The organism is Streptomyces lydicus (assembly GCF_000717345.1).
Classification (GTDB): Bacteria; Actinomycetota; Actinomycetes; order Streptomycetales; family Streptomycetaceae; genus Streptomyces; species Streptomyces lydicus.
This window is the reverse complement of the sequence record NZ_JNZA01000005.1, coordinates 207374-234128: the sequence shown is the minus strand read 5'-3', so window position 1 is coordinate 234128 and position 26755 is coordinate 207374. Positions and strand designations below refer to the sequence as shown.

Genomic DNA, 26755 nt, shown 5'->3' with positions numbered 1-26755 from the left:
TTCTGGGCGGGGATGGTGGGGACCTCCCGGGGTGGGCCGCCGTGGCGGCACGGATGGATGGGGTTGGGTCGGATACGTCCATGGCGATCACTCCCGATAGGTTGGTGTGTGGTTCAGCGGATGGTGCCGGTGCCCCGGCAGCAGCGGCAGCGGCGCCTGTGGCCGGTGCGGGTCTTGGCGGAGCGCTCGCCCTTGCAGACGGGGCAGCGGACTCGGCGCATGGGCATCGTTCGGTCCTCCCTGCTGTCTAGGTGTGGCTGACGCCGGTCAGGAACCAGTGCACGAGGCCGTTCGCGGCGAAGATGAACGGCGTCTGGCCGAGGTACATGCCGAACAGGGCGATCAGTCCGGCTTCCCACCAGCGCACCTCGCGGGAGCGGATCAGGAGCACGGTGGCCAGCCCGAAGACCAGCAACAGCGGAAACGCAGCCGACTCGCTCATGCGCCCTCGCCGCCTTCCACCACGCTCGCCAGACAGGGCACGCACGGAGTCAGGTCCGCGAACTGCGCTGCTGCCTCCTGTACTTCAGCGGACGTGGTGAGCCGGGAGCGACTGCGCATCCAGGCACCCATGTCGCCGACGGTCACCGCGACGCCCTGTTCTGCCTCCCCGATCGACTGGGCGACCGCCACGGCGTCCTTGTTGAGGTCACCGAGCGCCATCTCCGCCGTTCCCGGGTCGTTGACCCGATGGCAGATCCGTCCGCTCAGCTGGGCACGCAGCGCGGTGACTCCGGGCCCCAGATCGGAGCCGACACGTTGGCCGGCCACGACCAGGTGGACACCGAGGGCCGCGCCGAGCTGAGCCAGCCGCAGGAGGTAGGTCGAGCACTGCTCGGCCTCTGCCCGCTGTTCTTTGCTGCCGTTGGTCAGGTAGAGCTCTGCCAGCTCATCGACGATCACGACCACCGGCACCGGCCGTTCCTTCTCGTTCAGGTCCCAGATCGACCGGGCGCCTGCCGCACGGCACAGCCGCATGCGGTCCTGCATGTCGGTGACCAGAGCGCCGAGGACGATGACGGCTTCCGCACGGCAGGTGGCCAGGGCGGAGAGCCGCTGGGCTACCAGACCGAGTTCCATGCCGCCCTTGCAGTCGATGCCGACCAGGGCGACCGGTTGCGGGGCGAGTTGGGTGATCAGTCGTGAAATGAGCGTCGACTTGCCGGACTGGGTTGCCCCGACGATGAGCCAGTGCGGCACCCGTCGGAAGTCCATCACCCACGCACGGCCTGTCTCCAGCGCACCGACCACCGCCGACAGAAGCGTCACGGGCTCCGGCCCAGCAGGGCGGTCGGGGTGCTCCAGAGGATCGCTGGCGGTAGCGGTGATCAACACAACGCCGCGTTCCGGCGAGACGACGCGTACGGCATGCATCCGCCACGTGTGCGCGAGGGCATCGGCCGCCGCCAGGAACGGGGTCGGGGTCTGCCCGGCCCTCAAGCGCACTAGGAGTTCCAGACCGTTCGGGGTGGAACGGGGAAACGAAATCCGCGGGGCACGGGGGCGCAGCGGATCGCCCTTGACCGCCAGATCCCCCAGAACGCGACGCGTGGGCTTGCGGGAGACGGTGAGGCCGTTGAGGTAGGCCACCTTGGACCAGGTGAACACCACGCGCAGGGCGGTGCGGGGGTAGCCCGTGAGGTACCAGTGCCACTCCGGCCGGCGCTGCCGCAGCTCCTTGCCGAGGATCAGGAGCCACGCCAGTAACGCGAGGGCGAAGGCGAGCAGGGTCGGCTTCATCAGGTACCACCCGTCTTGCCGTTGGACGCTGCGACGGGTGCGCCAGCGGTGGGTACGGGGGTGATGGCTGCCGCGCGGAAGCTGATGCCGTGCCGGTCGCCCATGGCCCAGGCAAAGGCATCGAGACCAGTCACCCGGACTTCCGCACCCTCGACCACGCCCTTGGGCTCTCCGGTGACAGCGATCTCGATCACCGAGACCCGGCGCCCCTCCTGGCGGACCGTCACAGCGACGGAGTAGATCGTGTTGCCGTCCCGGTCCTTCTTGACCTCCTTCGTTTCGAAATCCGCGATCTTCGGTTCAGGCCCGACCGCGCACCGCAGTACGCCCAGTCGGGAGGTGTCCACAGGGATGGACTGCATGGATTGGGGCCTCCTTGGCCACTCAGACGCCAAGACGTCACATGACGTCACTCGTGCTTACGAGTTGAGAGTGGCATGGGTTGACCGAAGAAGGCAAGCACTTATGCTTACGAGTGACGTCATCTCACGTCAGGACCGCACACAGCAGGTGATGAGGAGAGCCCGGCATGGGAGAGATCCAGCGCCCCGGCGCGCTGTACCAGCAGGTTGCCGCCGAGATCCGCAGCGGCATCACCGCAGGCGAGTACAAGCCCGGAGCCCCGCTCCCCTCCGAATCCCAACTCATCGATCGGTACCAGGTCAGCCGCCCGACCGTGCGCAAGGCCATCGCAGCACTCCGCGCGGAAGGACTCATCGAGGTCATCCACGGCAAGGGCAGCTACGTCCGGGCCATCCCCGCCCCCGCCGCCACGATCGAGCGGACCATCACCCGCAGTGGCAAGACCTTCCACACCGGCCACCAGGCATGGCACGAAGTCGAGGCGCCGACCGTCTACCGCACCACAACCACGGCCACCACGGGCCCGCTACTCGGACTCCCCGAAGGCGAGGCCCTGTTCGCCGTCGACCGACTGCTGTCAGACCCGCACACCGAGACCCGCGCACTGCACCGCGTACTCATCCCCTTCGCCACCGCGGCCAGTGAGGCTGAACAGCTCGGCGAAGCCCCGGACACAGAGCCGGAGCAGATCTACGCCATCCTCACCGCAGCCGGCCACAAACTCACCTGGGACGAGACCGTCAGCGCCCGCATGCCCCTGCCCGACGAACGTGCCACACTCCAAATCCCCGACGCGACCCCCATCGTCCACGCCACCCGCGTCACCCTCGGCACCGACCAACGCCCGCTGATCCTCGAAGAACTCCGCGCCGGCGCCGACCGCACCCAACTCGCCTACCGCATCACCGCCGACAGCCCCCGGGCACTGCGCGCCGTCTGAGCCACGCTCCGGCCAACTGTCGAAAACTGTCTTCACTTACTCAAGCACCCAGCTGCGCTCCGCTCCGCCGGGCGGGCTGCCCGGCTCCGCTCGGGGCGCCGCTCCTGCCTCCGGCCCGCTCCGCCCCGGCTGCGCCGACGCCCGCCCACAGTGGATGAGCCCGGAGGACATGAGGCGAGCACCCGACGACTTCGACCCACGGTTACGGACGATGCCTCCGGCGGGGGATCGGCCGGCACCGGGTGGGAGGGGCGCCGTACCCGTCCGCGGGCACATCGTGGCCAGCGTGGTGGGCTCCCATCCCGTCCACCATCGACCCAGGCAAAGCCGAGCAGACGCGGCCCATGGCGTCCAGGTCGTTCGTACAGTGGCGCGCTCCACCTGGACGCCATGAACCACGCCCGCTCCACGGTGTGTGGGTCGACGGCGGACGGGATGGGAGCCGGGGAGAGCGGTGGGCGGGGCAAGAGGTTTGGATGCGCGAGACCAAATGTCAATCGAGTAGATGCGAGAGCTTCTCAACAGCCTCAGGGAGCTTCGCCACAACTGGGCACGGCCGGTCCCCGCTCCTCCATGACCCTTGTAGGTAATTGGTAGCCACTCTCTCAGCCACAACTACATCAGCATACGCGGCAGCACACCCCAAAAATAGAATGTCGATCAAATCATTCGGCTCCCACTTAGCGCGATTCTTCAGGCGGTAACCGATCGCATCCCCGTAAACGCGCAGGGAGGGCATGGAGTCGAGCCCTGCAAAGAGTACGGAAGCTAGGCGTTCCTCAACTGGAATTCCCAATCCGAGGGCCGCGGTGATCGCCTCTTGCAGCACATCACTGAGAGCCATCGCACGCCCATCAATCGCCTTCTGCTTAGGCGACCGTGCCCGAAATTCCGGATCTCCGCTCACATTATTAAAGTGCTCATGCCAACCCGCCACGACAGACGGAACGCGCTCCGGGTTCATGAGAACGTCATAAATGGTAGAGAATGCCGTCAGCCTATTGGTCAACTTCAACAAGCCAGGGGGAAGATCGGATGCGTTAACTGCGCGCCTCTTCGTGTCCATAGCGCCAGCAGCCAGACTGAAGATGTCGAGCTCAGACGGAGAAGCAGAAACAGCATACGCTTCCGATAGCACCACGCTCATTTCGTGCATTCTCACCGCCACAGGGCTCCGCATCTGCCAACCTCGCGAAAGCCTGAGAATGGTTGATGCCAGATTCTGTCGCCTCTCGTCAAAAAGAGCCGAAGTTTCAAGGGCGTGAGCCGACGAAACGGGCAGGATCACGCGACCCGACTCGGCCCATTCGATCAACTGCTCGGCCGCTTCAAGGTCTTTCTCATCCCGAACCCGAGCACGGTCAAATATGGAATTAGATAGCGCACTCCAGTGGCCTTGATCCAGATAGACGACCGGCGGCTGAATCGAACCAGATTCCACCTCTTCCGGGTCAACCTCAAATAGGTCGCCCCTTAGGCTCTCCAGGCTAATAACACCACTGGTGAAGCTATAGGAAACTTGCCGAAGTACACTACTCCGATCACCGACGCCCAAGCTGAACTCCAGCATGCGGCCGTCACGCAGCTTAATTCGCACTTCTCCCGTGACCGGATTCTCGGAAATCTCCGAGATAGCTTGACTGATTTCACCAATATCAGGATTGTCCTCTGTCATGGTCCACCCCTCCTCGCGCGTTCGGCACGACCCACCTGCGCCTGCCGAGAAGTAACTTCGGAACCTTCCCCCTTGTTACTCCAAGATCGACACACCTGATCCCGTATCGATTGTCGCACCACCTAGTGTTCGCCCCCGAACGAAGCACTCAGCACAGAGGTAGTCACGTGGCGCAGGTCGACATCCAACTCCCCACGGGACACGCCCTACTACGCCGGTCCACTACCACTTGGATGAGCACGCGCCTTCACACGCGTCGATTCGGGCGGCACTGTGCCCAGAACCGTGGGCTAAGCCCTAGGTCGAGGGGAGACGACATGGCGAAGTGCGGAGCGCCGACGAAGTCAGGCGGGCGGTGCCAACGGAAGGTAGTGACGGGCACGTCCAGGTGCCCGGTGCATCAAGGCGCTTGGTAGGCCTACGGTGTAGCTCAACGCCGGGAGAAGGAAGCCCGGGAGAAGAAGCGCAAGATCCGCAAGAAGCGCTAGCTTCTTTGACATCCAAGAGTGACATCAACGACTACGTCCAGCAGGGGCCTTGCGCAATCTCGCACAGTCGAGGCACCAACGCAGTCCTTCAGCCGAGGCGAGCCCTGATCGAACTCCTAAGGCGGTGATCAGCACCGGGGCTGAGCACTGCTTGACTGGCTGCGTACCTCCCGTTCCTGCCGACTCTGCTCTTTCGCAGTCTTCACTTGGTGCCGCTGCTGGAGCCATCCGCCCAACAGAGCGCCGGCAGCATCCACCACGGCGCCCCGTAGGCCCATCAACCCCGCCAACGAATCTGCGTGCACGGCGTCATCTTGCCCGGGAGCCAGTGCGTGGCGGAGCTGATCGTGTCAACTCCTCTTCTGAGGCCCTCCGGAATTCATTCGAGTACCTCAGGAGGCAAGGCAATGACCACCAGAAAAGATCACGAGAGCAGCTGGAGACCTAACGCATCCGCCATGAGATAAGGAGAGTGATAGCGGCGCCTAGGAGCGTGGCGACAACACCGATCAGCGTTGTCACAGCGGCAGATGTGAGAGAAGGAAACACATCACCCTTGTCTTTTTTCTTCCCTTGTTCCTTCACGCCAGACCTGCCGACCTGCCATCGACGCCCCTCGCCATCCTTGAAGGTCATTACCGGGTTACGGTCTTCTTGCGTGTGCAGAGAGGAACGGTCGGCCATTACTCGTAGCTCGCCGGCGGGAGGGATGGACGTAAACGAGAATTGCCCATTGGGGACTGTCAAGTGAACATCGTAAACCTCATGTTCACTGCGGTTCTGCAGCACCCAAACGGCTCCATCGGTGGGCGATTCCTCAAGATGGGCGAAGACGTGCCCAGCTTGCAAACGCGCGTCCAGCCGCCGGCGCTTTCGCGCCGAAAGCGAAGCAGCGAACGCGCTTGCGAGACCGAGGATAGCCGTGCTGAGCGAGGCGAGGGCGAAAAACAGGTCTTCCATTAGGGCCCCGCCTTCTCTGCCGGACGCGAATGGCTGGGTTTCGGCGATTCAGGGGTTCCCTGCTTCGGCGATTGACCATCTGAGGCGCCTAGCCCTGACGCCGAGACGCCAACCGAAACGAGCGCAGCCACAACACACCCAGCGAGCACTAGATACCCCTGACGTCGAGCAACGACCATCCCTCTGGGATTGCGTGAATGGGTGGCATAATCCCGGATAGTGCGCGGGTGCGAATTAACTTCCTTCACCCGCCGCAACTCGCGCTGCTGATACCAAATAATGTTCCAGCGATCGGTAAACAGTAGCTCTACCGGATAATGGCTGAATACAGGATCAATTTGCCGCAGATTTGGATCAACTTCGGAATGCTGGCTCCCGGCATGCACTACGGGCGCGAATCGGAGCTTATCTCGACCGGGTGGAACAACCGCCACATCCGTAATGTCATTGGGTGAATTATTGCGAATAATATACCTTAGATGGCAATATCCTGGCGGAGTGCCGATTGGAGTGAACTGCTCTGCCCATGCATCGACGCCGAGCACGCGGTTCTGCTCATCTCTCCATTTCGTGCCCTTCCACCACTCGACGGCGAACGGAACAATAAGAGAAACCAGCACCGATGCGATTGCGACTAGTTGAGCCACCACCAGGCCAGCTTAGCCGGAGGCAGCGGGCGATCGCAGACCTTGACCGAGGCAGGGCGCGGCCGGATGTGTCGAACCATCAGTCGGCGGCACGGCCTCACTCCACGTCTTATGCACTTCCGAACAGGGCCGCATGGCTGCCCCGTCATGCTTGCGGCGCTACAGCTCTCGACACACCTCTGCCGCAGTACGTTCTGCTCGGTGACCCTAAACAGCTCCCGTCCAGGTCAGAGCCATGCCCAGCCTGATCTAGTACAGCAGCGAAGTACAGCAACTAGGCCGACCAGCAGTAACCGTCGACGATCCTCATCGCCCTCTCGACCAACCCAGCAGACCCCAGCGAACCTCCCGGCTGTCGTTCGCAACGAGAGGTCACTGTCCCGAGCAACAGAGTGGCCCTTCAAGGTCCGGCCACGGGCTGAGGGGGCGCTCTGCTACGAGCAGCGAGGGCAATCGATGGTGGATCCAGCTGGTTCGACGCGCCTAAGCGGCGCGAGGATCAGCGGGTGGAAGCAGCCGCTCGTGGCGATGCCAGATGAGGTAGCGGTCCTCGCGTCGTAGCTCTGCGGTGCCCCATTCGACGCGCATGACACCTCGCTCCATCGAGCAGGCGTACGCGATGGTGATCAACCGGTACTCCGGTGGGAGGAGAGCGATGTCGGGGTGCACTTCCAGTTCGTCGAGTTCATCGAGGCCCAGGTCAAACGCCTGTTGCCTCGGTTCGGGCCCGTGGCGCCTGATCAGGTCCGCGCGGAAGCCAACGGCCCGACGCAGCCGTGCCGAGGTCACAGGGACGTCCTTCTTTGCATACCTGATTGGATAGATGACGTTATTACCGATGACCATGACCGTGCGGCCTTGTAGCCGTATAGCCGTTGCGCCTTCGAGCGGCGCCAGGCCAGCCGCCAGCGCCTCGTACTGCACGGCATGCAACCCGTGACCGTACGCTTCCAGCGTTTGAGTATTGACGCCTTCATGGCCATGGCGGGCCCTCTCATGGGCCTGCACGAGGCATGCTGGGATGGCTTCGGCCAGTTGGTTGGCCAGGCTTCCAAATGTCTCTCTTGCCCACGGAGTTACTGAGCCCACACCGTACCGCCCCCCTTGAGGCGTCAAAACGCCGAGCAGCATCCACTCAAACGATGCGTTGGGTCTGCGAGTTGCACAAGGGGGCATGGGCGCACAGACCGCGCACGTTCCGCATCTCCGACATCCACGAGTGACATCAACGGGGCGGATCGCGACAGCGACAAGGGGGCGCCCAATGCGAAGGGGCCGGCGGAGAGAGGCCACACCCGGAACCTGGATCGAACTTCTTAAGGCGGTGATCGACGCGTGCCAGATGCGTGCCAGTTCGGGCGGTCAGCCACGGTCAACTGGGGTGGACGGCAGTGTAGAGACTGCGTCGAGTGCCGGAAACGACGGCGCGTGGTGTGACCACCACAGATGTCTTGGAGGCCACCTCCAGGCTTACAAAGCAGTGATCGTGAAGGCGGCTTCAGCAGCTTCGATCGCCTAAGCTCCGGCCCTTCGCCACCTGAGCGCTTCCTCTCGCGCTGCATTAGCCAGAGCTAGCGCAGCCTCCACAGGAAGCGACAGCCGGAGTACTCCCGAACCATCAGTTGTTGTCGATGCCGTCGACATGACCTCCGTCGTGTCGATGCCCGCCTCATCCATGGCGCCCTTCAGCTCCGTCGCAGCGTCCACCGCGCTCCGCCAGCCGGCCACGTAGTCCACTCCGCGTACCCACATCCAGCCGTCCGGTTCCAGAGCCTCGCCGTCGAAGTTCGGATCCATCGGATCGTGCTGCACAGAACGTCACTCCCAGGAGCAGTAGTTGATTACCTGGGGCCGGTCACCCGCCGGTCAACGGGCATGACTGCGGCCCCAGTACCATCGGCACCGGGGTCCGCGAGGGCTCCGGACCGGACCACCCCGGATGCTGTCCAGGCGAGGGGTGGTCCGGTCTCACATGTCTTGGGTCAGCCGTTGTCAGGGGTGCTGATGACGACAAGCGGCACGACTATCGCCGCCCAGAACGCCACGATCAGAACGCTGAATAGTCGCTGTCTCACAGGCACTCACTGTCCGTCGGCGTCATGCGCCAGAACCGTGTGACGGTCTCGCGGTACCCGCGGTGCGAGGGGTGTTGTCCGGTATGCGAGAAGCCCCAGTCGCGTGCGGTCTCAAACTCTTCCGAGGGGTCTGCTGCGGCGTCGCAGGACATGCACTCCAACTCGTGCACCATCTCGGGGGCTTCCGGAGCGGTCTCCGGTCCCATCGTCCATCTGAGATAGCGGAAGACGGACCTGGTCACAGCCCGCTCCTGCTGTGAGCGTTGAGCTCGGCCACCCGCGAACTCAGCTCGTCACAGGAACCGAGCGGACGTAGATCCTCCGGGCGCGCGTCCCATTCGATCCCGCCTTGGGGTGGACGCAGTTGTACGTGCGACCACCTGAAGTCCATGACCCGGCCGACTCGGCCGCTCCTGGTGTCCAGCGTCAAAGTGCCCACTGCGGGGGCTTTCTTGTCGCTCATGCAAGGAGGATCACGGCGGTGCCCAGGACGTAGGAACCTCGCCCAAAACCCATTTTGGGACGTCCCAGAGGAGGTAGAACGTCCCTAGCAACGTCCCAACTTCCAGGGAGAGACTGCGGATGCCGAACGAGAGGCTTCGAGCCGCCATGGCAGCCGGAGGGTGGACCCATGCCACCCTCGCAGCCAGGGCTCAGGTAGACCCCAAGTCCGTTGAGCGATGGGTCAACTTGGGCCGGACCCCGCGACGGGCGACGGCCCTGCTGGCGGCTGAGACGTTAGGAGAAGACGTGCATGCACTCTGGCCGGCGCTCAGGCAAGCACGCTCTGCCCGCGCTGTCAGCTTCGAGCTGGTCGCGTTGTACGACCAGCGGGCGGACGTTCCCGTATCCACGTTCACGGACATGCTGGCGGAGGCCCGCGAGACCATCGACGTACTCGTCTACGCGGCGGTCTTCCTGCACGAGGGGTTTCCCCGCCTGAACGACCTGCTTCGTGAGCGCGCCGCCGAAGGGTGCTCCGTCCGCATCGCGTTGGGTGATGCGGAGAGCGAAAACGTGCGGCAGCGCGGCGAGGAAGAACGGTTCGGGCACGGCATCGAATCCCGATGCCGGCTCGCCCTCATGCACTACCGGCCGCTCCTCGGGGTACCCGGAGTCGAGATCCGGACCCACGGAACCACGCTGTACAACTCCATCTACCGGGCGGACGATCAGCTTCTGGCCAATGCCCATGTCTGGGGCGTGAACGCTTATGGGGCACCGGTATGGCACCTTCGTCGCAACGGGGATGGTGGAATCTTCGACACCTACGCCCAGAGCTTCGACGCGGTCTGGACGACGGCGAAGCCTGCACCCGAGGAGTGAACCCTGTCGCGCACCGAGTACTACGACGATCCCGATGCCCCCGAGCCCAACAGCCTCGTCGTTGCCGCTTCAGCAGTGGTGACCGACGACGAGGGCCGCATCCTGCTCCAGCGACGCCGGGACAACGACCTCTGGGCCCTGCCCGGCGGCGGCATGGAGATGACCGACTCGCTTCCCGGCACCGCGGTCCGGGAGGTCAAGGAGGAGACCGGGCTGGATGTGGAGATCACGGGGCTAGTGGGGACGTACACCGATCCCCGTCACGTGATCGCCTATACGGACGGGGAGGTGCGGCGGCAGTTCAACGTGTGCTTCACCGCGCGCCTCGTCGGGGGGCAGCTTGCCATCTCGGATGAGTCGACGGAGCTGCGATTCATCCACCCCGATGAGATCGGCGACCTCCCGATGCACCACACGCAGAAGCTCCGCATTCGGCACTTCCTGGAGAATCGGGAGCGCCCCTACCTGGGGTGACGCCTCTGAGTCAGTCCCCGTCGGTGCCACGCCCACTGGGCAGCTCACGGTCGTCCCTAACGGGTTGTGTTGCCTCGTGATTGGCTCGGTCGGTCAGTGGATGACGACGCCCGGGACAAGGGCGACGAGGCCGGAGACAAAGCTCCCTACGCCTGCGAGCGTGACGATGATGGCCTTGCCGTCCGAGAACAGGCCCGAGCAGAAGGCGCGTAGCTGGCGTCGGAGGACCAACACCTTAAGCCTCTCCCAGCGGTGCTGGCGGACCTGCGGACATCCCATGAGAAGTCCCGAAGCATTGTTCCGGCAACCGTCATCTCTCCCGCGGACCGGAGCGCCACACGTAACAGGAGCTCGGAAGAAGCACCACGCGGTAGTGACTGCTGAGAGCACGATCACCACGACTGGTCCTGCCGCATGGTTGATCCACGCGGCGATTAGCAGAAGGCCACTTAGGACCCCCCACCACTTGCCAAGACCACCAAGCCCTTTTCCTGCTGCCCCCGAGGTTGCCATAGCCTGCATTTTGGTGGGTTTGCTCCCGCCGTCTGTACGGTACTGCCTCTCCTTGGCTGGAAAGCGGCTCAGGTAGGCGGATGAGTGCTGGTTGTGGGTTTTGCCTTGCTATGTCATCCGTGCCAAGCGGGGCGTTAGTCCATACGTCCTGTTCCGGCCGAGATTCCCAAGGTCATTCCTCGACGGGCGCGGGCCGGTCAGACACGAGCCCCAGCCGCCTTCGGAAAGATACTGCTGGTCCGGGTGCTCACTTGCTCATCGTTCGATGAAGCGTACGTCCGGCCATGCGGTGATCGGTTCGTCGGAGACTGAGTAGATCTCCAGGAGGGAGAGGTAGCCGCCCTCGGTGCAGACCATGACGCCGGCCAAGTACGGGGCGTCGTACCAGGCATCCACGGCCGGATTGTCATGCGGCGGCGCAGGAGCCGCCGTCGCACGGTCCACCTCCAGATCGACCGTCACGCAGCCGCAGCCACACCTGCCCACTACCTGTGTGTGGGGAATCTGGGCCAGCAGGGCGTTGCTCACCGGATCCGAGCCGGCCAGTAGCGCCCGCAGCGTCGCCGTGTCTTCCGGTGACAGTTGCTCAGCCATCCGCCTTGGCCACGCCGATCGGGCAAGAGACGCCCGTCCCCCCGATCCCGCAGTACCCGTTCGGGTTTTTGCTGCTTGAAAGATACTGCTGGTGGTAGCCCTCGGCCGGGTAGAAGGGGCGGGTGGTGTCGGCGGGGAGGATTTCGGTGGTGATGTCGGCGTAGCCGGAGTTCTGGAGGACGGTGCGGTAGGCGTCGCGGGAGGACTCGGCGGCCTGTTGCTGGGCGGGGGAGTGGGTGTAGATCGCGGAGCGGTACTGGGTGCCGACGTCGTTGCCCTGGCGGAAGCCCTGGGTGGGGTCGTGGGACTCCCAGAAGAGCTTCAGGAGGGCCGTGTACGGGACGACGGCCGGGTCGTAGACGACGCGTACGGCCTCGGTGTGGCCGGTGTGGCCGCTGCAGACCTCTTCGTATGTGGGGTGGGGGGTGTGACCGCCCTGGTAGCCGACGAGCGTCGTCCATACGCCCTCGGCCTGCCAGAACTTTCGCTCGGCGCCCCAGAAGCAGCCCAGGCCGAAGTCGGCGATCTCCAGGCCGTCCGGGTAGGGGCCGAGGAGCGGGTTGCCGAGGACGGTGTGCCGGTCGGGGACGGTGAAGGCCCGCTCGGGGCGGCCTTCGAGCGCTTCCTCGGGGGTGGGGAGGTGGGTCTTGAAGCGGGAGAACAGCATCAGGATCAAGCTCCAGGGGCGGCGAACGGGCGAGCGAGGACAGCGGGTGAGCGGTGAGCCGTAGGTGGTGAGCTGTGGGTGGTGAGTGGATGATGCGCCGGTCATTGGGGCAACGCTGGGGGTGGGGGTGGCATTCCGGGGAGGGGGTGGTGCTCCGGGGCCTTTTGCGGGGCGTTTTTTACGGGCGGTCCTGGGGGAAGCCGGTGGAGGTGCCGCCGAGTTGTTCCCAGCCGGCGATGGCCAGGGCGCGGTAGGCGGCGTACTCGGCGGCGGGGCTGCGGCCGTAGGACCAGGGGACCGCGCCCACGTGGCCGTCGACGAGGCGGAGCTGCTCCATGGCCTCGGCGTAGCGCTCGGCGCGTACCAGGAACCAGACGAGCAGGTGGCGGACGTGCGGCGCCATGGGGTGGTCGGCGGGGGCCTCGCGGAGGGCGAAGTGGGCGCCCTCGATGGCGCGCTCGACGACCGCGCTCTGATAGAGGCTGCGGACCATGTTGGCCTCGGGAAGGTGCTCGTACACCGCGAAGAGGGGGAGGGCGGGAAGGAGGGTGCCGGAGGGGGCGCCGGCGGCGGCGCGTTCGGCGAACTCCTCGGCCTCCTGGCGGGAGCCGTGCCACTTCTGCGACCAGTAGGGGAGGGCGGCGAGGTGCGCGCCCATGTGCTGCGGGGCGCGCTGGACGACCTTGGACCAGAGCTCCTCGTAGTCGGCGGGGCGGTCGCCCAGGCCGCGGGCGGCGGCGAGCTCGATGATGTACGGGATCGGGCTGCCCGGGGCCAGCAGCCCCGCCTCGTGGCAGACCGTACGGGCCTCTTCGAGGATCATGCGGAAGTCCTGGGAGCCCGGGTCGCGCAGCGCCTGGACGACGAGGAACTGGGCGTGCGTCTGGGCGCCGCCGGGGTCCTTGGGCGCCTCCGAACGCCAGGTGCGCAGCCAGATGCCGCCGGTGCGGCGCCCGCCCTCCTGCGCCCCCTCGGCCAGCTCGAAGGCGGCGGCGCCGGCCAGCGTCTGCACCCGCTGCCAGCGGCGCTCCCAGTCGTCGCCGGTGGACTTCAGCAGCGCGGCCGCCGGGCGCCAGTCGTGCGTCCGGCGGATCTCGGCGAGCGCGTCCTCCAGTTCCTGGTCGGGGCCCGGCAGCCGTACGTCGAGCTGGTCCAGCGGTACGAAGCCGTAGCCCGCCATCGGGTCCGAGGCCACCATCAGGCCCTGCCGGGTGTCCCGGACGGCCCGCCGGCGTCGCATCCAGGGGAGGAAGACGAGGCCGCCGAGCGCGAGCGCGGCGAGGAGAACCAGCAGTGCGTCCATGAGGGGTGTCCTGTACCTGAGATCTGAGATCAGTGAGCTGGAGCCACCGGTGGTTGGTGGGCGGTGGGCCGGCGTCGGTGGGCGGGAGTGGGGCTGGCGTCGGGGCGTGGTGGGAACAGGGGTGCGGCTTCTTGTATGTATCCACTATCAAGCGAACCAGAAAGTTCCGGGAAGGCCGGCCGCGCGGGCGACTACCCTCGGCAGGCATGAGCGATCAGCGCGACCAGCGACACCAGCACTTTGAGACCCTCGCCATCCACGCAGGTCAGGAGCCCGACCAGGCCACCGGCGCGGTGGTGCCGCCCATCTACCAGGTATCCACGTACAAGCAGGACGGCGTGGGCGGGCTGCGCGGCGGCTACGAGTACAGCCGCAGCGCCAACCCGACCCGTACCGCCCTGGAAGAGAATCTCGCCGCCCTCGACGGCGGCCGCCGCGGCCTCGCCTTCGCCTCCGGCCTCGCCGCCGAGGACTGCCTGCTGCGGACCCTGCTGTCCCCCGGGGACCACGTGGTCATCCCGAACGACGCCTACGGCGGCACGTTCCGTCTCTTCGCCAAGGTCGTCGAGCGGTGGGGCGTGGAGTGGTCGGTGGCCGACACCTCCGACCCGAAGGCCGTACGCGAGGCGCTGCGGCCCCGTACGAAGGTGGTCTGGGTGGAGACGCCCAGCAACCCCCTGCTCGGCATCACCGACATCGAGGCGCTGGCCGGCATCGCCCGCGAGGCCGGCGCCCGGCTCGTCGTCGACAACACCTTCGCCAGCCCCTACCTCCAGCAGCCGCTCGCCCTCGGTGCGGACGTGGTGGTCTACTCCACCACCAAGTACATGGGCGGTCACTCGGACGTGGTCGGTGGCGCCCTGGTCGTCAACGACGACGCCCTCGGCGAGGAACTCGCCTACCACCAGAACGCGATGGGTGCGATCGCCGGCCCCTTCGACGCCTGGCTGGTGATGCGTGGCATCAAGACGCTGGCCGTACGCATGGACCGGCACAGCGCGAACGCGGCGCGCGTCGCGGAGCTGCTCGCCTCCCACAAGAAGGTGACCCGCGTCTACTACCCGGGACTGGCCGAGCACCCGGGCCACGAGATCGCCGCCAAGCAGATGCGCGCCTTCGGCGGCATGGTGTCGTTCCAGGTCGCGGGCGGTGAACAGGCGGCGGTCGAGGTGTGCAACCGTGCCCAGCTGTTCACCCTCGGCGAGTCGCTCGGCGGCGTCGAGTCGCTGATCGAGCACCCGGGGCGGATGACCCACGCCTCGACGGCCGGTTCCGCGCTGGAGGTCCCCAACGACCTCGTGCGCCTCTCGGTCGGCATCGAGTCCGCCGACGACCTGCTGGCCGACCTGACCCAGGCGCTGGGCTGAACCCGGAAGGTGGTCTGAACCCCGGCGCCGGTCGGCCCGCCCGACCGGCGGGCTGACCGGCGCCGCGGCCGTGCTTCACCACCCCTCCGCGGGAGGGGTGGTGTGCGCCGGCGGCGGCAGCCAGGGCCGGCTCATCGCCAGCCAGGCCAGCGCCGCCAGCGCCAGCACCGCGAGCAGGCAGCCGACGCGGCGCAGCAGCCGGCGGTGGGCGAGGAACCGGCGGCCCCGGGCGAGGGCCCGGGCGGCCAGGTCGGGCGGCACGGGCGGATGCGGCCCGGCCAGCATCCGCCGTACCTCGGTCTCCTTACGGTCGGGGACACCCGCCTCGGGGAGGCCGACGGCCTCCGGGTCGAGAGCGGGCGGACCGGGAGACCCGACGTCGGGCGGCCCCATGTCGGGAGACCTCGGGTGGTGAGGCCCCGCCCCGAGAGAGCCCGCATCGGAAGCCCCCGGGTCGGGCGATCCCGTGCCGGACCGGGGAGAGCCGGACGGGGTCACGGGACCGCCGGCTGGGATCCGCCGGCCTCCCGCCGCCCCGCCCCCGCTCCGCCCGCCGATGCCGGCTCCGATTGCCGGCTGCGCAGTTCCGCGAGCGCGCGCAGGCACAGGGCATGCACCCGGTCGGTGGGCAGGCCGAGTTGGGCCGCGGTTTGTTCCTCGGCCTCGCCCTCGTGCAGCCGCAGGACCAGCACCAGCCGCTCCTGCGGGGAGAGTCGGCCGGTGAGCCCGCCGCGGGCGCCGCGGTGCCGCCGGGCGGTGCGGGCGAAGCGGGCGGCCATCTCCTCGCGGACGCGTACGTACGGATCCTCGCCGCGCAGCCGGTCCCAGGCCGCGTATGTCCGCGCCAGCGCGTAGGTCAGCAACTCCTCGGCCGCCGGGGCGGGGCGGGACGGCGGCTCACCGGTCAGCAGGGCGGCGGCGTGCAGCAGCCGGCCCGCCGTGCCTGCCACGAACGACTCGAACTCCCGGGCCTGGCGGCGCTGCCGCGCCGGCCGCCGCTCTCGCACCGCGCCTCCCGGATGACGGACACCCGACCCCTGGGCTCCTATGGCACGGCAGCGCGGCCACCCGGTCAAGAGGCGTGACGGTTTGGTCAGAAGACGTGACGGGCCGCGTGGCGGGGGAGCGGCGTGCTCCCGGCCACGCGACCCGGCGTCCGTTGTCCTGCCTGCGGGGCGGCCGGAGTCCGGCCGCCGTCCTTCAGGAGGTCTGCCCGGTAGGCGTCAAGGAGGCGGTGATGTCGGAGAGGGAGGCGTTGAAGCGCGTCAGGAGCGTGGTGAAGGCCGCGCGCTCCTCCTCGGACCACTCCTCCGTCACCAGGGCCATCAGCGCGCGGCGCGAGGCGCGCACCTCGTCCAGCCGGGCGTGCCCGCGCTCGGACAGCTGGAGCACCACGGCCCGCCCGTCCTCGGGGTGGGTGGCGCGGTTGACCAGCCCGGAGTCGACCAGCGGGGCGACCTGCCGGGTGACCGTCGAGGAGTCGATGCCCATGCCGGCGGCCAGCGCCTTGACCCCCATCGGACCTTCCTGGTCCAGGCGGTTGAGCAGCAGGTAGGCGGCGCGGTCCATGGAGTTGCGCGCCTGCCCGACGCCGCCGAGCCGGCTCTGTTCTGCGCGGCGGGCGAAGACGGCCACTTGGTGCTGCAGCGCGTCGAGAAGAGCGGGGTCGGTGTGGGTCGTCATGTCCGAAGAGGTGGGCATGGCCGGGTGCTCGCTTCATGGGATGCGTACGGATTGGGGGACAGCGTACGCGGACGCGGCGCACCGTGTACCTGCGCTGTCCATTCCGATAACGCGCCGTAACCCCTGGGGCGTGCCCGCGGCCGGGCGGGCCCGCCGCGTGGCGAACTGCGAGACTGGCGGCATGGCCGCTCAATCGCCGCGCACGCCGCACGAGACCTCCGCCTCCGCCCACCTGGCCGCGGCTCCGCCGGCCGCCGCCCCGATCACGGTCGATGACGTACGCGAGGCGCACAAGATGCTCTCCGGGGTCTCCCGGGCCACCGCGATGGAGGGCAGCCGCTATCTGTCCGGGCTGGTCGGCGCGCCCGTGCATCTCAAGTGCGAGAACCTCCAGCGCACCGGCTCCTTCAAGATCCGCGGCGCGTACGTGCGGATCGCCGGGCTGTCCGCGGAGGAGCGGGCCGCCGGGGTGGTGGCCGCGAGCGCGGGCAACCACGCGCAGGGCGTCGCCCTCGCGGCGTCCCTGCTGGGCGTGCGCTCCACGGTGTTCATGCCGGTCGGGGCCCCGCTGCCCAAGGTGGCCGCGACCCGCGAATACGGCGCGGAGGTACGGCTCCAGGGACAGGTGGTGGACGAGACGCTGGCCGCCGCCGAGGAGTACGCGCGCGAGACCGGCGCGGTCTTCATCCACCCCTTCGACCACCGCGACATCATCGCCGGTCAGGGCACCGTCGGCCTGGAGATCCTCGAACAGTGCCCGGAGGTGCGGACCATCGTCGTCGGGGTGGGCGGCGGCGGACTCGCGGCGGGCATCGCGCTCGTGGTCAAGACGCTGCGGCCGGACGTGCGGGTCGTCGGGGTGCAGGCGGCGGGCGCGGCCTGCTATCCGCCGTCGCTGACGGCCGGGCGGCCGGTGGCGGTCGAGAAGTTGTCGACGATGGCGGACGGCATCAAGGTCGGGCGGCCGGGCGAGGTGCCCTTCGGGATCGTCCAGGGGATGGTGGACGAGGTCCGTACGGTCTCCGAGGACCAGCTCTCCAGCGCGCTGCTGCTGTGTCTGGAGCGGGCGAAGCTGGTGGTGGAGCCGGCCGGGGCGAGTTCGGTGGCGGCGCTGCTCGCCGCCCCGGAGTCCTTCGAGGGGCCGGTGGTGGCGGTGCTGTCCGGCGGGAACGTCGACCCGCTGCTGCTCCAGCGCATCCTGCGGTTCGGCATGGCCGCCGGGGGCCGCTACCTGTCGCTGCGGCTGCGGCTGACGGACCGGCCGGGGGCGCTGGAGACACTGCTCACGGTGCTGACGGCGGTTGATGCGAACGTCCTCGACATCGGTCATGTGCGGACCGATCCGCGGCTCGGGCTGACCGAGGTCGAGGTGGAGCTGCATCTGGAGACCAAGGGCCCGGAGCACTGCGACGAGGTGCGCGCGGCGCTCGCGGACGCGGGATACGTGGTCGCGGAGTGACGGCGGACCCGCGGGGAGTGCCGGTGGGGCGTGCCGGCAGGGGCCGTGGCGGGGTGACGGCGGGGCGCGCGGGGGAGCCCCGGCGGAGTGGTTGCCGTATGACGTGACGGAATCCGACATTCATATCGCGATGTATCGCGTTTCCGAGTAGCATCCCGGTGACGGGGTGCCGCCGACCGCGTTCGGCGATCGGCTACGGCGTTCCGGAAGCGACACATGCCTGCAGAGCAGGCATGAGCCGCCAAACGTAATATTCGACCTGGAACTGACCCAAGCCATGGGAGTACCCATATGCCAGGCGCCATTTACGCCGAAGGTCTGGTGAAGACCTTCGGCGACGTGAGGGCACTGGACGGCGTCGACCTCGACGTTCCCGAAGGAACCGTCCTCGGAATGCTCGGCCCCAACGGTGCCGGCAAGACCACCGCCGTACGGGTCCTGACGACCCTTCTCCGGCCCGACCGGGGCACGGCGCGGGTTGCCGGCATCGATGTCCTCGCCCACCCCGACAAGGTGCGCCGCTCGATAGGACTGTCCGGCCAATTCGCCGCCGTGGACGAGTACTTGACCGGCCGCGAGAACCTGATGATGGTCGGTCAGCTCTACCAGATGAGCGGCCGGGACGCCAAGCGCCGGGCCGTCGAACTGCTGGAGCGCTTCAACCTGGGCGACGCCGCCGACCGCACCGCCAAGACCTACTCCGGCGGGATGCGCCGCCGGCTCGACCTCGCGGCCGCGCTGGTCGTCAGCCCGCCCGTGATGTTCATGGACGAACCGACCACCGGCCTGGACCCGCGCAACCGCCAGGCACTGTGGGACGTCATCCAGGAACTGGTCGCGGGCGGCACGACCCTGCTGCTCACCACCCAGTACCTGGAGGAGGCCGACCGCCTCGCACACGACATCTGCGTCGTCGACCACGGCAAGGTCATCGCCCGTGGCACCTCCGACCAGCTCAAGGCGCGCACCGGCGGCGAGCGCGTCGAGGTCGTGGTGCATGCCCCCGAGCACCTCACCGTCGCCGAGGAGGTCCTGCGGGGCTTCGGCAAGGGCGAGGGGACGGTCGAGCCGCACACCCGCAAGCTCACCGTTCCGGTGGCCGGTGGCGCCAAGCTGCTCGCCGAGGTCATCCGCGAGCTGGACATCCGGGGTGTGGAGATCGACGACATCGGACTGCGCCGCCCCACCCTCGACGACGTCTTCATAGCGCTGACCGGGCACGCCGCCGAGGCCGCGGACGGGAACGGCGCGAACGGCGGGACCGGCGTTGCGGAGGGTGCCGGTGACGACGAGGGCGGCGGCACGGCCGGCCTCGGGCGGCAGAAGGAGGGCGTGAAGTGACCACGGTGACCGAAACGGCCGGCGGCGCCCCCGCCCCGGCCCCGCAGGCCCGCAGCGGCGTCAGCCGCTCCGTGCGCGACTCGCTCGTGGTCGCCAAGCGCAATCTGATCCGGATGATGCGGATCCCCGAGGTGGTGATCTTCGGGCTGATCCAGCCGATCATGTTCGTGGTGCTGTTCACGTACGTCTTCGGCGGTTCGATCAACATCCCCGGCGCCCCGGTCGGCGACGCCCAGGCGTACCGCGAGTTCCTGATGGCCGGGATCTTCGCGCAGACCGTCACCTTCGCCACGGCGGGGGCGGGCGCCGGCATCGCCGACGACATGCACAAGGGGCTCATCGACCGGTTCCGGTCGCTGCCGATGTCGCGCGGCGCGGTGCTCACCGGGCGGACCCTCGCCGACCTCGTACAGACCGCGCTGACGCTGGTGGTGCTGGCCGTCGTCGCGCTGCTGATCGGCTGGCGCACCCACGAGAGCCTCGCCGAGGTGCTGGCCGGCTTCGCCCTGCTGCTCCTGCTCGGCTACGCGTTCTCCTGGATCGGCGCGCTGATCGGGCTCTCGGTGCGGACGCCCGAGGCGGCCACCTCCGGCGGGCTGATCTGGCTGTTCCCGCTGACCTTCATCTCCAACGCCTTCGTCCCGGTCAACGGCATGCCGGCGTTCCTCCAGCACGTCGCGGAGTGGAACCCGTTCAGTGCGACGGTGGCCGCGGCCCGGGAGCTGTTCGGCAACACCATCGGCGGGCGGACCACGTCGGTGACCGGCGCCTGGCCGATGGAGCATCCGGTGCTGGCGTCGGTGATCTGGTCGGTACTGATCATCGCGGTCTTCCGGACGCTGGCGGTCCGCAAGTACCGCTCGGCCACCGCCTGAACCACTGAGCGTTACGGCACACGGAAGCGGCCCGGAGCCTGGTGCTCCGGGCCGCTTCGCGATCCGTGGGGTGTGGGGGGCCGTGGGACGCGGCCCCGGCCGGTGTGCGGCACCGGCCGGTGTCGGCTCTCAGCCGGTGTACGGCTTGGCGTCGAGAATCTTGACGCTGGCCTTCTTGCCGTTCGGGAGCTCGTACTCCGCGTCGGCCCCGATCTTCTTGCCGTTCACGCCCGTGCCCAGCGGCGACTGCGGGGAGTAGGTCTCGATGTCCGAGCTCGCGTACTCCCGCGAGGCCAGAAGGAACTCGAGCGTGTCGTCCGGGTCGCCGTCGAACGCGATGGTGACGACCATGCCGGGAGCGACGACGCCGTTGGCGGCGGGGGGCTCGCCGACCTTCGCGGCCTGCAGCAGCTGGGTCAGCTGGCGCACGCGCGCCTCCTGCTTGCCCTGCTCCTCCTTGGCCGCGTGGTACCCGGCGTTCTCCTTCAGGTCACCTTCCTCGCGGGCCGCCGCGATCTTCTGGGTGATCTCGGCGCGTGCGGGACCAGACAGGTGCTCCAGCTCGGCCTTGAGCTGGTCATACGCCTCCTGGGTCAGCCAGGTGACGTTCTCGCTGGTCTGGGTCACAGGTGCTCCTCGTCGGTACTGGGGATAAATCAAACGCCCTACCAGGAAGGTTTGCGCCTTCACAGGTGGGCGAAACCACGAGCCTAACAATTCCGGCACAAAACGGGGAAGAGGAAATTCACAGGGACCGCACAGGAACACATCATCGCTGATCAGAGGCGGTCGCGACACGCCCTGTGACGAACGTGGCGCGCGTCGGACCGGAAGGCGGTGACGGCCCTGCCGCGGGTCTGCCGCCGGCGGGCCCGGTACGGGCTCAGCCGCCGGCCGACGCCGTGCAGCCGACGAGTACCGCGTTGGTCGCCCGCTTCGTCGTGCGCACCGTGACCTCGGTGTCCACCTGCTCCGTGCGCTGGTCGACGGTGACGTCCTTACGGCCGACCTCGGAGCCGTCGTCGGCCTGCGAGCGAAGCGTGCACACGCCCTTGTCGTCCGTGCCCTTGACGATCTCCAGATGCACCTTGACGGCGTGGTCGGAGACCGCGTCCCAGGTGATCACCCGGCCGCTGAGGTCCTGCCCCGCGATGTACGAGACGCCGGACCAGGCGACCACGCCCAGCAGCACGGCACCGAGCACCGCGCCGATGATCTTGAGCTTGCGGTCCGCGCGCTGGTCCGCGGAGCGGCCGTAGCGTCCGTCGGGGAGCCCTTCGCGCACCGCGGTCATGATCGTTCCTCCTGGTACGGGGACCCGGGCCGTGAACCCCCGGGGGGTCCCCGCCCCAGGGAATACAGCGCCCCCTCGCTTCGGTCACTATAGGAGGCATCTTCTCCGGCCTTTAACTGAGGATCGAGTCTTGACTGAGCAGCTGCGATTGATGGCGGTCCACGCCCACCCCGACGACGAGTCGAGCAAGGGTGCGGCCACCATGGCCAAGTACGTGTCCGAGGGGGTGGACGTGCTGGTCGCCACCTGCACAGGCGGTGAGCGAGGTTCCATCCTCAACCCCAAGCTCCAGGGGGACCCGTACATCGAGGAGCACATCCACGAGGTGCGCAAGAAGGAGATGGACGAGGCCCGGGAGATCCTCGGGGTCAAGCAGGAGTGGCTGGGCTTCGTCGACTCCGGGCTGCCCGAGGGCGACCCGCTGCCGCCGCTGCCCGAGGGCTGCTTCGCGCTTCAGGACGTCGACGAGGCGGCCGGACGCCTGGTCAAGCTGATCCGCGAGTTCAAGCCGCAGGTCATCACGACCTACGACGAGAACGGTGGCTACCCGCACCCGGACCACATCATGACCCACAAGATCACGATGGTGGCCTTCGAGGCGGCCGGCGACCCGGAGAAGTACCCGGAGGCCGGTGAGCCCTGGCAGCCCCAGAAGCTCTACTACAACCAGGGCTTCAACCGGCCGCGCACGGTCGCGCTGCACGAGGCGCTGCTGGAGCGCGGCATGGACTCGCCGTACGGGGAGTGGCTGGAGCGCTGGAAGCAGTTCGAGCAGCGTGAGCGCACCCTGACCACCTACGTTCCGTGCGCCGACTTCTTCGAGATCCGGGACAAGGCGCTGATCGCGCACGCCACCCAGATCGACCCCGACGGCGGTTGGTTCCGGGTCCCGATGGACATCCAGCGCGAGGTCTGGCCGACGGAGGAGTACGAGCTCGCGAAGTCGCTCGTGGACACTTCCCTCCCCGAGGACGACCTCTTCGCGGGCATCCGCAACAATTGACCCCATGATGAGCGCGACCAGCACCCTCGCCATGACGCACTTCGTCACCCTTGCCGACAGCTTCGACAAGGACAAGGTGACGCCCGGCGTCCTCGGCTTCATCGTCTTCGCGGTCATCGGCGGCGCCGTGTGGCTGCTGATGAAGTCCATGAACAAGCACATGAAGAAGGTGGACTTCGCGGAGCAGCCGGAGGAGGGCGAGCCCGCGGCCGACGCCCCGGCCGGCTCCACGGCCGCCGGGTCGAAGACCGGCTGAAGCCGGCCGGTGAAGGCCGGCCGGTGAAGGCCGGCCGGCGACGACCGGCTGACGGCGAGGTCCCGGGACCGCGGCGGGCGGTGGTTCGCCGCCGCCGGCCCGCCGGTGCCCTCCCGGTGGGCGCACGGACCGGGTGCCGGTCGACGGCCGGCCGCACGGCAACGGCCGGCTGACCGCCCCGGCGGCTCGCTGGCCCGAGCGGTCAGCGAGCCGCGGCCCGGCCCGTCAGCCTCTGCCCCGCAGGCCCGGAACGACTCCGGCGCCGCGGGTCACTCCGTGCTGTCCGTCGCGACGAGCACCCCCATCACCTCGCGCGCATGGCGGTTCGGCACCATGCCCAGGCGCCATGCCTGCCATCCCGTCTCCGGCTCCACTCCGCGGTCCAGCAGTACCCCGAACGCCTCCGCGCAGTCCTCCAGCCGGGAGTCGCGGCTCGGATGCTTCTCCCGCACCAGCTGCGCCAGCTCCTCCTGGGCGACGGCCGCGCCCACCACGGAGCCGCCCGGCGAGGCGAACGGCAGCAGCGTGCAGCGCAGGAACCGCGCCCAGTCCTCGCCCCGCCGGTCGCCGTAGCCGGCGAATATCCGCGCCGCCTCGTCGGCCAGCTCCAGCGCCTGCGCGGCCCGGCCGTTGCCCGCGTCGATGATCAGCAGCTCCAGACAGGACCACGCCTCCCCGTGGGGCACCCCGATCCGCTGGAAGTCCTTGCGGGCGTCCTGCAGCAGCTGCCGGGCGAAGCCGCTGTTGCGCAGCGAACCGGTCTGCTCCGCCCGCATGTCACGGGTGACCCGCCCGGAGTGGTGCCGGGCGCACGCCAGGCCGTAGCCGTCCTGCATCCGGCTGAACATCGTCCGCGAACGCTCCAGCTGCCGCAGCGCCGCGTCGTGTTCGCCGCGCTCCTCCAGCGCCTGGCCCAGGTAGTACATCGTCCATGCCTCACCCCGGGCGTCCTCGTGCTGATGGTGCAGCGGCAGCGCCTGCCGCAGCCGGTCGACCGCCGGGCCCGGTTCGCCGTCCACCAGCCGGGCCCGGGCCAGCTGGGTCATCGCCCAGGCCGCACCGCGCTCGTCGTGCGTACGGCCGTACAGCTCCAGCGCCGCGTGCAGGGCGCTCTCCGCCCGCGCCACCTCGCCCAGCCGCAGATACACCTGGCCGAGCTGGAAGTGCGCCCACGCCTGGCCGTGGATGCTCTCGCTCTCCCCGTGCAGGTCCAGCGCCTCGCGCAGCATGGCGACCGCGTCGGCGAGCTGGGCGCGGTCCCGCTCCACCGCCGCCAGGGCGTGCAGCGTCCAGGCCCGGTCACCGTGCATGTCGGGGCCCGACTGAAGATCCAGCGCCTCGCGGAGCTTGGCCGCGGCCTCCGCCAGATTGCCCTGCTGCTGGAGTGTGATGCCCAGATCGCGCAGCGCACGGGCGGCGCCCGCCGGATGCTGCGCCTCGAAGTAGAGGTCGACCACCGACGACAGGGTCGTGCGCGCCTTGTCCAGCTCGCCGAGCTGCCGGGCCGCCACACCCGTACGCCACTGCACGGAGCGGACCAGCAGCCCTTCGCCGACGGCCCGGGTCAGCTCGTTCAGCTCGCCCAGGCGGTAGAGGTCCCCGCGCAGCAGGCAGTAGTCGGCCAGCGCGCCCAGCAGATGGGAGACCGCCGCCCGGTCCACGCCCTGGTCGGCGTGGCGCAGCGCGGCGGTGATGAAGCTGGTCTCGTCGTCCAGCCACTGCAGGGCCGCGTCCAGCGAGGTGAAGCCGTGCGAGCCGAAGCGGTCGGCGCGCGTGGACGTGCGCCCGTCGACCAGCCGGATGACGGAGTCGGCCAGCTCCGCGTAGCCGCGGATCAGCCGCTCCTGGGCCGCGCCGCGCTCCTCCGGCTCCTCCTCGTCCATCAGCCGGTCGTGCGCGAAGTGGTGCACCAGTGCGTGCATGCGGTAGCGCTCGCCGCGGACGTGCTCGATCAGCCCGGCCCGGGCCAGCGCTGTGAGCTGCCGCTCGGCCTCCGCGTTCTCGACGCCCAGCAGGGCGGCCGCGGCCGCCGCGCCCAGGCTGGCCCGGCCCACCAGTGCCAGCCGGCGCAGCAGCCGCCGGGCAGTCTCCGGCTGGTCGGCGTAGCGCAGCGCCAGCGCCCGCTCCACCGGGGGCAGCGCCCCGTGGGCCGCGAGGTCCCCGGCCAGCGCGGCGGTGCTGCGCGGGCCGAGCGCGGAGCCCGCCACCCGCAGCGCCAGCGGCAGCCCGGCGCACTGTGCGGAGATCTCCTCGATCGCCCGGGCGTCGTACGGCACCGCCTCGCCCGCCGCCTCGTCGTCCGCGGCGGCGCGCAGCAGCTCTTCGGTGCCCGCCGGGTCCAGCGGGCCGACGGGCAGCTGATGCACCCACGCCTCCAGGTCCGCGGGCAGCTCCAGCGGCGTCCGGGAGGTGACCAGCACGAGGCTGTCGGAGCGCTCCGGCACCAGGGTGCGCACCTGCTCCGGATCGGCGGCGTCGTCCAGCAGCACCGTCACCGGCAGGCCCGTCAGATGCTGGTGGTACAGCTCGCCGAGCCGCTTGACGTGCTGCTCCTGCGAGGGGCGCTCGCGGAACAGCAGCTGCTCGCGCGGCGCGCCCAGGCGATTGAGCAGGTGCAGCAGCGCGTCTCTGGTCGGCAGCGGCGCCTCACCGGGCGTCTCCCCGCGCAGATCCACCACACAGGCGCCACGGAACTGGTCGCGCAGCTGGTGGGTGGCCCGCACCGCCAGAGCCGTCCGCCCCGAGCCCGGCTCGCCGTGCAGCACCACCACCGTCGGCTTGGTCTCGGTGCTGGCGCGGGCCGCGTGCACCCACTGCGCGATCTGCGTCAGCTCGGCCCGCCGCCCGGCGAACAGGCCGTCCGGGCTGGGGAGTTGGGTGAACGAGTGCTCCAGTACGGACCGCTGGCGGGCCGCGGCACTCCGGTCGGCGCCGCGCAGCTGCGGCCCCCGCCCGGTCTTCGACGCGGCAGACGCGACAGACCTCGCCGCCGGGCCGCTGCCGCGGGCCGCCGCCGTCAGCATCCGCTGCTGGTCGAGGAACGGCCGGATGCCGCGCACCTCCAGAGCCGTCAGCCACTGGAGCCGCAGCTGCTCCGCCCCGCCGGGCTGGCCGCGCCGGCCGGCCTCGTGGTGCGCGGCCGGGAAATGGCCCGCGGTCAGCTTCAGTACCGTGGCCGTCGCGCCCGCCACCAGCACGGAGGCGCCCACGGCCAGCGCCGGGCCCGCGCCGGTGCCGTACGAGAGGTCCGTGCCGAAGGCCGCCAGCGCCGCCACGGCCGTCGCCACCGCGGGGGTGCCCAGTTCCTTGCGCGAGAGCCGGCCGCCCAGCGACGACCGGCCGGCGGCCGCCTCGTCCAGCGCGCGGACGTACGCGGTGTACTCCTCCGAGGCGCTGCCGGCCAGTTCCTCCAGCGCCCCCCGGGCCCGGCCGGCCAGCGCCTCCCGGTCGAGCCGGCCCCCCGAGCGGCGCACCTCCTCCTCCACGGCCCTGGTCAACAGTGCTTCGGCTTCCGCCCGGTGGCTGTCGCGCAGCACAGTCGGTGTGCCCGGCATGCCCCTCCCCCTCCAGCAGTTCCAGCAGTTCCAGCAGTCTCCGGCGTGCCGGCAGTTCCATCGGTTCCGGCGGTCTCCGGTGGTCTCCGGCGGTGATCTTCGCCGTACGCACAGTGTTCCGCGTTCACACGCTTTCCGGCAGCCCTGTGGATAACTCC

The 26755-nt window shown here is 68.8% G+C and carries 28 protein-coding genes; 9 read left to right on the top strand and 19 right to left on the bottom strand.

From position 1 onward, the window contains the following. Nucleotides 1-247 precede the first annotated feature (247 nt). Genes OO62_RS06420 through OO62_RS06410 form a run of 3 tightly spaced genes read right to left on the bottom strand, consistent with a single transcriptional unit; the run spans nucleotide 248 to nucleotide 2102 of the window. The gene (locus OO62_RS06420; RefSeq protein WP_033266235.1) at nucleotides 248-442 is read right to left on the bottom strand and encodes a hypothetical protein; all 195 of its coding nucleotides are present in this window, start codon (nucleotides 440-442) and stop codon (nucleotides 248-250) included. After that, nucleotides 439-1740, bottom strand: coding sequence for an FtsK/SpoIIIE domain-containing protein (locus tag OO62_RS06415; RefSeq protein WP_033266234.1), 1302 nt, complete (start codon nucleotides 1738-1740; stop codon nucleotides 439-441). Before OO62_RS06415 ends, OO62_RS06420 begins: the two co-directional genes overlap by 4 nt. Then, nucleotides 1740-2102, bottom strand: coding sequence for an SCO3933 family regulatory protein (locus OO62_RS06410; RefSeq protein ID WP_033266233.1), 363 nt, complete (start codon nucleotides 2100-2102; stop codon nucleotides 1740-1742). The genes OO62_RS06415 and OO62_RS06410 overlap by 1 nt, the downstream gene beginning before the upstream one ends. Before the next feature lie 167 nt (nucleotides 2103-2269). Here OO62_RS06410 and OO62_RS06405 point away from each other — a divergent pair, with 167 nt between their 5' ends. Beyond that, nucleotides 2270-3043, top strand: coding sequence for a GntR family transcriptional regulator (locus tag OO62_RS06405; protein ID WP_033266232.1), 774 nt, complete (start codon nucleotides 2270-2272; stop codon nucleotides 3041-3043). A 493-nt stretch (nucleotides 3044-3536) separates the two neighbouring features. Here the strand turns inward: OO62_RS06405 and OO62_RS39500 are convergent, their stop codons facing one another. The 6 genes from OO62_RS39500 to OO62_RS41895 form a co-directional block, all read right to left on the bottom strand. After that, on the bottom strand, nucleotides 3537-4718 hold the full coding sequence (locus OO62_RS39500) for a hypothetical protein (RefSeq protein WP_129322855.1): 1182 nt from the start codon (nucleotides 4716-4718) through the stop codon (nucleotides 3537-3539). 932 nt (nucleotides 4719-5650) lie between these two features. Continuing rightward, the gene (locus OO62_RS39495; protein ID WP_129322856.1) at nucleotides 5651-6166 is read right to left on the bottom strand and encodes a hypothetical protein; all 516 of its coding nucleotides are present in this window, start codon (nucleotides 6164-6166) and stop codon (nucleotides 5651-5653) included. Then, nucleotides 6166-6816: a hypothetical protein gene (locus tag OO62_RS39490; protein WP_129322857.1), complete on the bottom strand. Its 651-nt coding sequence runs from the start codon at nucleotides 6814-6816 to the stop codon at nucleotides 6166-6168. Before OO62_RS39490 ends, OO62_RS39495 begins: the two co-directional genes overlap by 1 nt. 480 nt (nucleotides 6817-7296) lie before the next feature. Beyond that, nucleotides 7297-7944, bottom strand: a complete 648-nt coding sequence (locus OO62_RS06400; protein ID WP_051732798.1) for a hypothetical protein — start codon at nucleotides 7942-7944, stop codon at nucleotides 7297-7299. Between the two features lie 384 nt (nucleotides 7945-8328). Continuing rightward, entirely contained in the window at nucleotides 8329-8610 is a 282-nt protein-coding gene (locus OO62_RS39485) for a hypothetical protein (RefSeq protein WP_129322858.1), read from the bottom strand. 274 nt (nucleotides 8611-8884) lie between these two features. After that, entirely contained in the window at nucleotides 8885-9130 is a 246-nt protein-coding gene (locus tag OO62_RS41895; protein ID WP_033266231.1) for a DUF7848 domain-containing protein, read from the bottom strand. Nucleotides 9131-9470: 340 nt separating this feature from the next. On the opposite strand from OO62_RS41895, the gene OO62_RS06385 reads away from it, so the two are divergent. Together OO62_RS06385 and OO62_RS06380 are read left to right on the top strand one after the other, a co-directional pair. Then, nucleotides 9471-10214, top strand: coding sequence for a helix-turn-helix domain-containing protein (locus OO62_RS06385; RefSeq protein ID WP_033266229.1), 744 nt, complete (start codon nucleotides 9471-9473; stop codon nucleotides 10212-10214). 3 nt (nucleotides 10215-10217) lie between these two features. Continuing rightward, the gene (locus OO62_RS06380; protein ID WP_033266228.1) at nucleotides 10218-10688 is read left to right on the top strand and encodes an NUDIX domain-containing protein; all 471 of its coding nucleotides are present in this window, start codon (nucleotides 10218-10220) and stop codon (nucleotides 10686-10688) included. Nucleotides 10689-10781: 93 nt separating this feature from the next. Here the strand turns inward: OO62_RS06380 and OO62_RS40475 are convergent, their stop codons facing one another. From OO62_RS40475 to OO62_RS06360, 4 genes are all read right to left on the bottom strand, one after another. Further along, nucleotides 10782-10922, bottom strand: coding sequence for a hypothetical protein (locus tag OO62_RS40475; RefSeq protein ID WP_228332523.1), 141 nt, complete (start codon nucleotides 10920-10922; stop codon nucleotides 10782-10784). Nucleotides 10923-11456: 534 nt separating this feature from the next. After that, the gene (locus OO62_RS39480; RefSeq protein WP_129322859.1) at nucleotides 11457-11795 is read right to left on the bottom strand and encodes a hypothetical protein; all 339 of its coding nucleotides are present in this window, start codon (nucleotides 11793-11795) and stop codon (nucleotides 11457-11459) included. Continuing rightward, complete coding sequence (msrA, locus tag OO62_RS06365) at nucleotides 11788-12462, bottom strand: peptide-methionine (S)-S-oxide reductase MsrA (protein WP_033266227.1); 675 nt, start codon at nucleotides 12460-12462, stop codon at nucleotides 11788-11790. The genes OO62_RS39480 and msrA overlap by 8 nt, the downstream gene beginning before the upstream one ends. A gap of 178 nt (nucleotides 12463-12640) precedes the next feature. Beyond that, entirely contained in the window at nucleotides 12641-13765 is a 1125-nt protein-coding gene (locus tag OO62_RS06360; protein ID WP_033266226.1) for a hypothetical protein, read from the bottom strand. A 206-nt stretch (nucleotides 13766-13971) separates the two neighbouring features. Here OO62_RS06360 and OO62_RS06355 point away from each other — a divergent pair, with 206 nt between their 5' ends. Continuing rightward, nucleotides 13972-15132 carry a cystathionine gamma-synthase gene (locus tag OO62_RS06355; RefSeq protein WP_033266225.1) on the top strand — a complete coding sequence of 387 codons (1161 nt, stop codon included), beginning with the start codon at nucleotides 13972-13974 and terminating at the stop codon, nucleotides 15130-15132. Between the two features lie 75 nt (nucleotides 15133-15207). On the opposite strand, the gene OO62_RS06350 is transcribed toward OO62_RS06355, so the two are convergent. From OO62_RS06350 to OO62_RS06340, 3 genes are all read right to left on the bottom strand, one after another. Further along, the gene (locus tag OO62_RS06350) at nucleotides 15208-15525 is read right to left on the bottom strand and encodes a hypothetical protein (RefSeq protein WP_323135813.1); all 318 of its coding nucleotides are present in this window, start codon (nucleotides 15523-15525) and stop codon (nucleotides 15208-15210) included. 101 nt (nucleotides 15526-15626) lie between these two features. Next, on the bottom strand, nucleotides 15627-16139 hold the full coding sequence (locus OO62_RS06345; RefSeq protein WP_051732794.1) for a sigma factor-like helix-turn-helix DNA-binding protein: 513 nt from the start codon (nucleotides 16137-16139) through the stop codon (nucleotides 15627-15629). Between the two features lie 193 nt (nucleotides 16140-16332). Then, nucleotides 16333-16833 (bottom strand): MarR family winged helix-turn-helix transcriptional regulator, encoded by a 501-nt coding sequence (locus OO62_RS06340; protein ID WP_033266224.1) that lies wholly within the window; start codon nucleotides 16831-16833, stop codon nucleotides 16333-16335. 163 nt (nucleotides 16834-16996) lie between these two features. Between OO62_RS06340 and ilvA the strand changes: the two genes are divergently transcribed. The 3 genes from ilvA (at nucleotide 16997) to OO62_RS06325 (ending at nucleotide 20490) form a co-directional block, all read left to right on the top strand. Continuing rightward, entirely contained in the window at nucleotides 16997-18274 is a 1278-nt protein-coding gene (gene ilvA / locus OO62_RS06335) for a threonine ammonia-lyase (protein ID WP_033266223.1), read from the top strand. Between the two features lie 291 nt (nucleotides 18275-18565). Continuing rightward, complete coding sequence (locus OO62_RS06330; protein ID WP_033266222.1) at nucleotides 18566-19615, top strand: daunorubicin resistance protein DrrA family ABC transporter ATP-binding protein; 1050 nt, start codon at nucleotides 18566-18568, stop codon at nucleotides 19613-19615. Beyond that, nucleotides 19612-20490 carry an ABC transporter permease gene (locus OO62_RS06325; protein WP_033266221.1) on the top strand — a complete coding sequence of 293 codons (879 nt, stop codon included), beginning with the start codon at nucleotides 19612-19614 and terminating at the stop codon, nucleotides 20488-20490. Before OO62_RS06330 ends, OO62_RS06325 begins: the two co-directional genes overlap by 4 nt. A gap of 129 nt (nucleotides 20491-20619) precedes the next feature. On the opposite strand, the gene greA is transcribed toward OO62_RS06325, so the two are convergent. Beyond that, complete coding sequence (gene greA / locus OO62_RS06320; RefSeq protein WP_033266220.1) at nucleotides 20620-21117, bottom strand: transcription elongation factor GreA; 498 nt, start codon at nucleotides 21115-21117, stop codon at nucleotides 20620-20622. 256 nt (nucleotides 21118-21373) lie between these two features. After that, entirely contained in the window at nucleotides 21374-21784 is a 411-nt protein-coding gene (locus OO62_RS06315; protein WP_033266219.1) for a DUF4307 domain-containing protein, read from the bottom strand. Nucleotides 21785-21914: 130 nt separating this feature from the next. Here OO62_RS06315 and mca point away from each other — a divergent pair, with 130 nt between their 5' ends. Further along, nucleotides 21915-22787, top strand: coding sequence for a mycothiol conjugate amidase Mca (gene mca, locus OO62_RS06310; protein ID WP_033266218.1), 873 nt, complete (start codon nucleotides 21915-21917; stop codon nucleotides 22785-22787). Nucleotides 22788-22791: 4 nt separating this feature from the next. Continuing rightward, the gene (locus tag OO62_RS06305; protein WP_033266217.1) at nucleotides 22792-23043 is read left to right on the top strand and encodes an RAMP4 family protein; all 252 of its coding nucleotides are present in this window, start codon (nucleotides 22792-22794) and stop codon (nucleotides 23041-23043) included. Between the two features lie 269 nt (nucleotides 23044-23312). Here OO62_RS06305 and OO62_RS06300 read toward each other — a convergent pair whose 3' ends face one another. Next, nucleotides 23313-26597, bottom strand: a complete 3285-nt coding sequence (locus tag OO62_RS06300; protein ID WP_033266216.1) for a tetratricopeptide repeat protein — start codon at nucleotides 26595-26597, stop codon at nucleotides 23313-23315. Between the last annotated feature and the right edge of the window lie 158 nt (nucleotides 26598-26755).

What these genes read in the sequence shown, in the direction of transcription:
- OO62_RS06415 (WP_033266234.1), bottom strand. Translation starts at nt 1,740, where the DNA reads ATGAAGCCGACCCTGCTCGCCTTCGCCCTCGCGTTACTGGCGTGGCTC.
- OO62_RS06330 (WP_033266222.1), top strand. Translation starts at nt 18,566, where the DNA reads ATGCCAGGCGCCATTTACGCCGAAGGTCTGGTGAAGACCTTCGGCGAC.
- OO62_RS06350 (WP_323135813.1), bottom strand. Translation starts at nt 15,525, where the DNA reads ATGGGGCCGCCCGACGTCGGGTCTCCCGGTCCGCCCGCTCTCGACCCG.
- OO62_RS06420 (WP_033266235.1), bottom strand. Translation starts at nt 442, where the DNA reads ATGAGCGAGTCGGCTGCGTTTCCGCTGTTGCTGGTCTTCGGGCTGGCC.
- OO62_RS06300 (WP_033266216.1), bottom strand. Translation starts at nt 26,597, where the DNA reads ATGCCGGGCACACCGACTGTGCTGCGCGACAGCCACCGGGCGGAAGCC.
- OO62_RS06410 (WP_033266233.1), bottom strand. Translation starts at nt 2,102, where the DNA reads ATGCAGTCCATCCCTGTGGACACCTCCCGACTGGGCGTACTGCGGTGC.
- OO62_RS39495 (WP_129322856.1), bottom strand. Translation starts at nt 6,166, where the DNA reads ATGGAAGACCTGTTTTTCGCCCTCGCCTCGCTCAGCACGGCTATCCTC.
- OO62_RS06400 (WP_051732798.1), bottom strand. Translation starts at nt 7,944, where the DNA reads ATGCTGCTCGGCGTTTTGACGCCTCAAGGGGGGCGGTACGGTGTGGGC.
- OO62_RS06405 (WP_033266232.1), top strand. Translation starts at nt 2,270, where the DNA reads ATGGGAGAGATCCAGCGCCCCGGCGCGCTGTACCAGCAGGTTGCCGCC.
- OO62_RS39485 (WP_129322858.1), bottom strand. Translation starts at nt 8,610, where the DNA reads ATGGATCCGAACTTCGACGGCGAGGCTCTGGAACCGGACGGCTGGATG.
- OO62_RS06340 (WP_033266224.1), bottom strand. Translation starts at nt 16,833, where the DNA reads ATGCCCACCTCTTCGGACATGACGACCCACACCGACCCCGCTCTTCTC.
- OO62_RS06305 (WP_033266217.1), top strand. Translation starts at nt 22,792, where the DNA reads ATGATGAGCGCGACCAGCACCCTCGCCATGACGCACTTCGTCACCCTT.
- OO62_RS39500 (WP_129322855.1), bottom strand. Translation starts at nt 4,718, where the DNA reads ATGACAGAGGACAATCCTGATATTGGTGAAATCAGTCAAGCTATCTCG.
- ilvA (WP_033266223.1), top strand. Translation starts at nt 16,997, where the DNA reads ATGGCCGCTCAATCGCCGCGCACGCCGCACGAGACCTCCGCCTCCGCC.
- OO62_RS06355 (WP_033266225.1), top strand. Translation starts at nt 13,972, where the DNA reads ATGAGCGATCAGCGCGACCAGCGACACCAGCACTTTGAGACCCTCGCC.
- OO62_RS39480 (WP_129322859.1), bottom strand. Translation starts at nt 11,795, where the DNA reads ATGGCTGAGCAACTGTCACCGGAAGACACGGCGACGCTGCGGGCGCTA.
- OO62_RS06315 (WP_033266219.1), bottom strand. Translation starts at nt 21,784, where the DNA reads ATGACCGCGGTGCGCGAAGGGCTCCCCGACGGACGCTACGGCCGCTCC.
- OO62_RS06385 (WP_033266229.1), top strand. Translation starts at nt 9,471, where the DNA reads ATGCCGAACGAGAGGCTTCGAGCCGCCATGGCAGCCGGAGGGTGGACC.
- msrA (WP_033266227.1), bottom strand. Translation starts at nt 12,462, where the DNA reads ATGCTGTTCTCCCGCTTCAAGACCCACCTCCCCACCCCCGAGGAAGCG.
- OO62_RS06360 (WP_033266226.1), bottom strand. Translation starts at nt 13,765, where the DNA reads ATGGACGCACTGCTGGTTCTCCTCGCCGCGCTCGCGCTCGGCGGCCTC.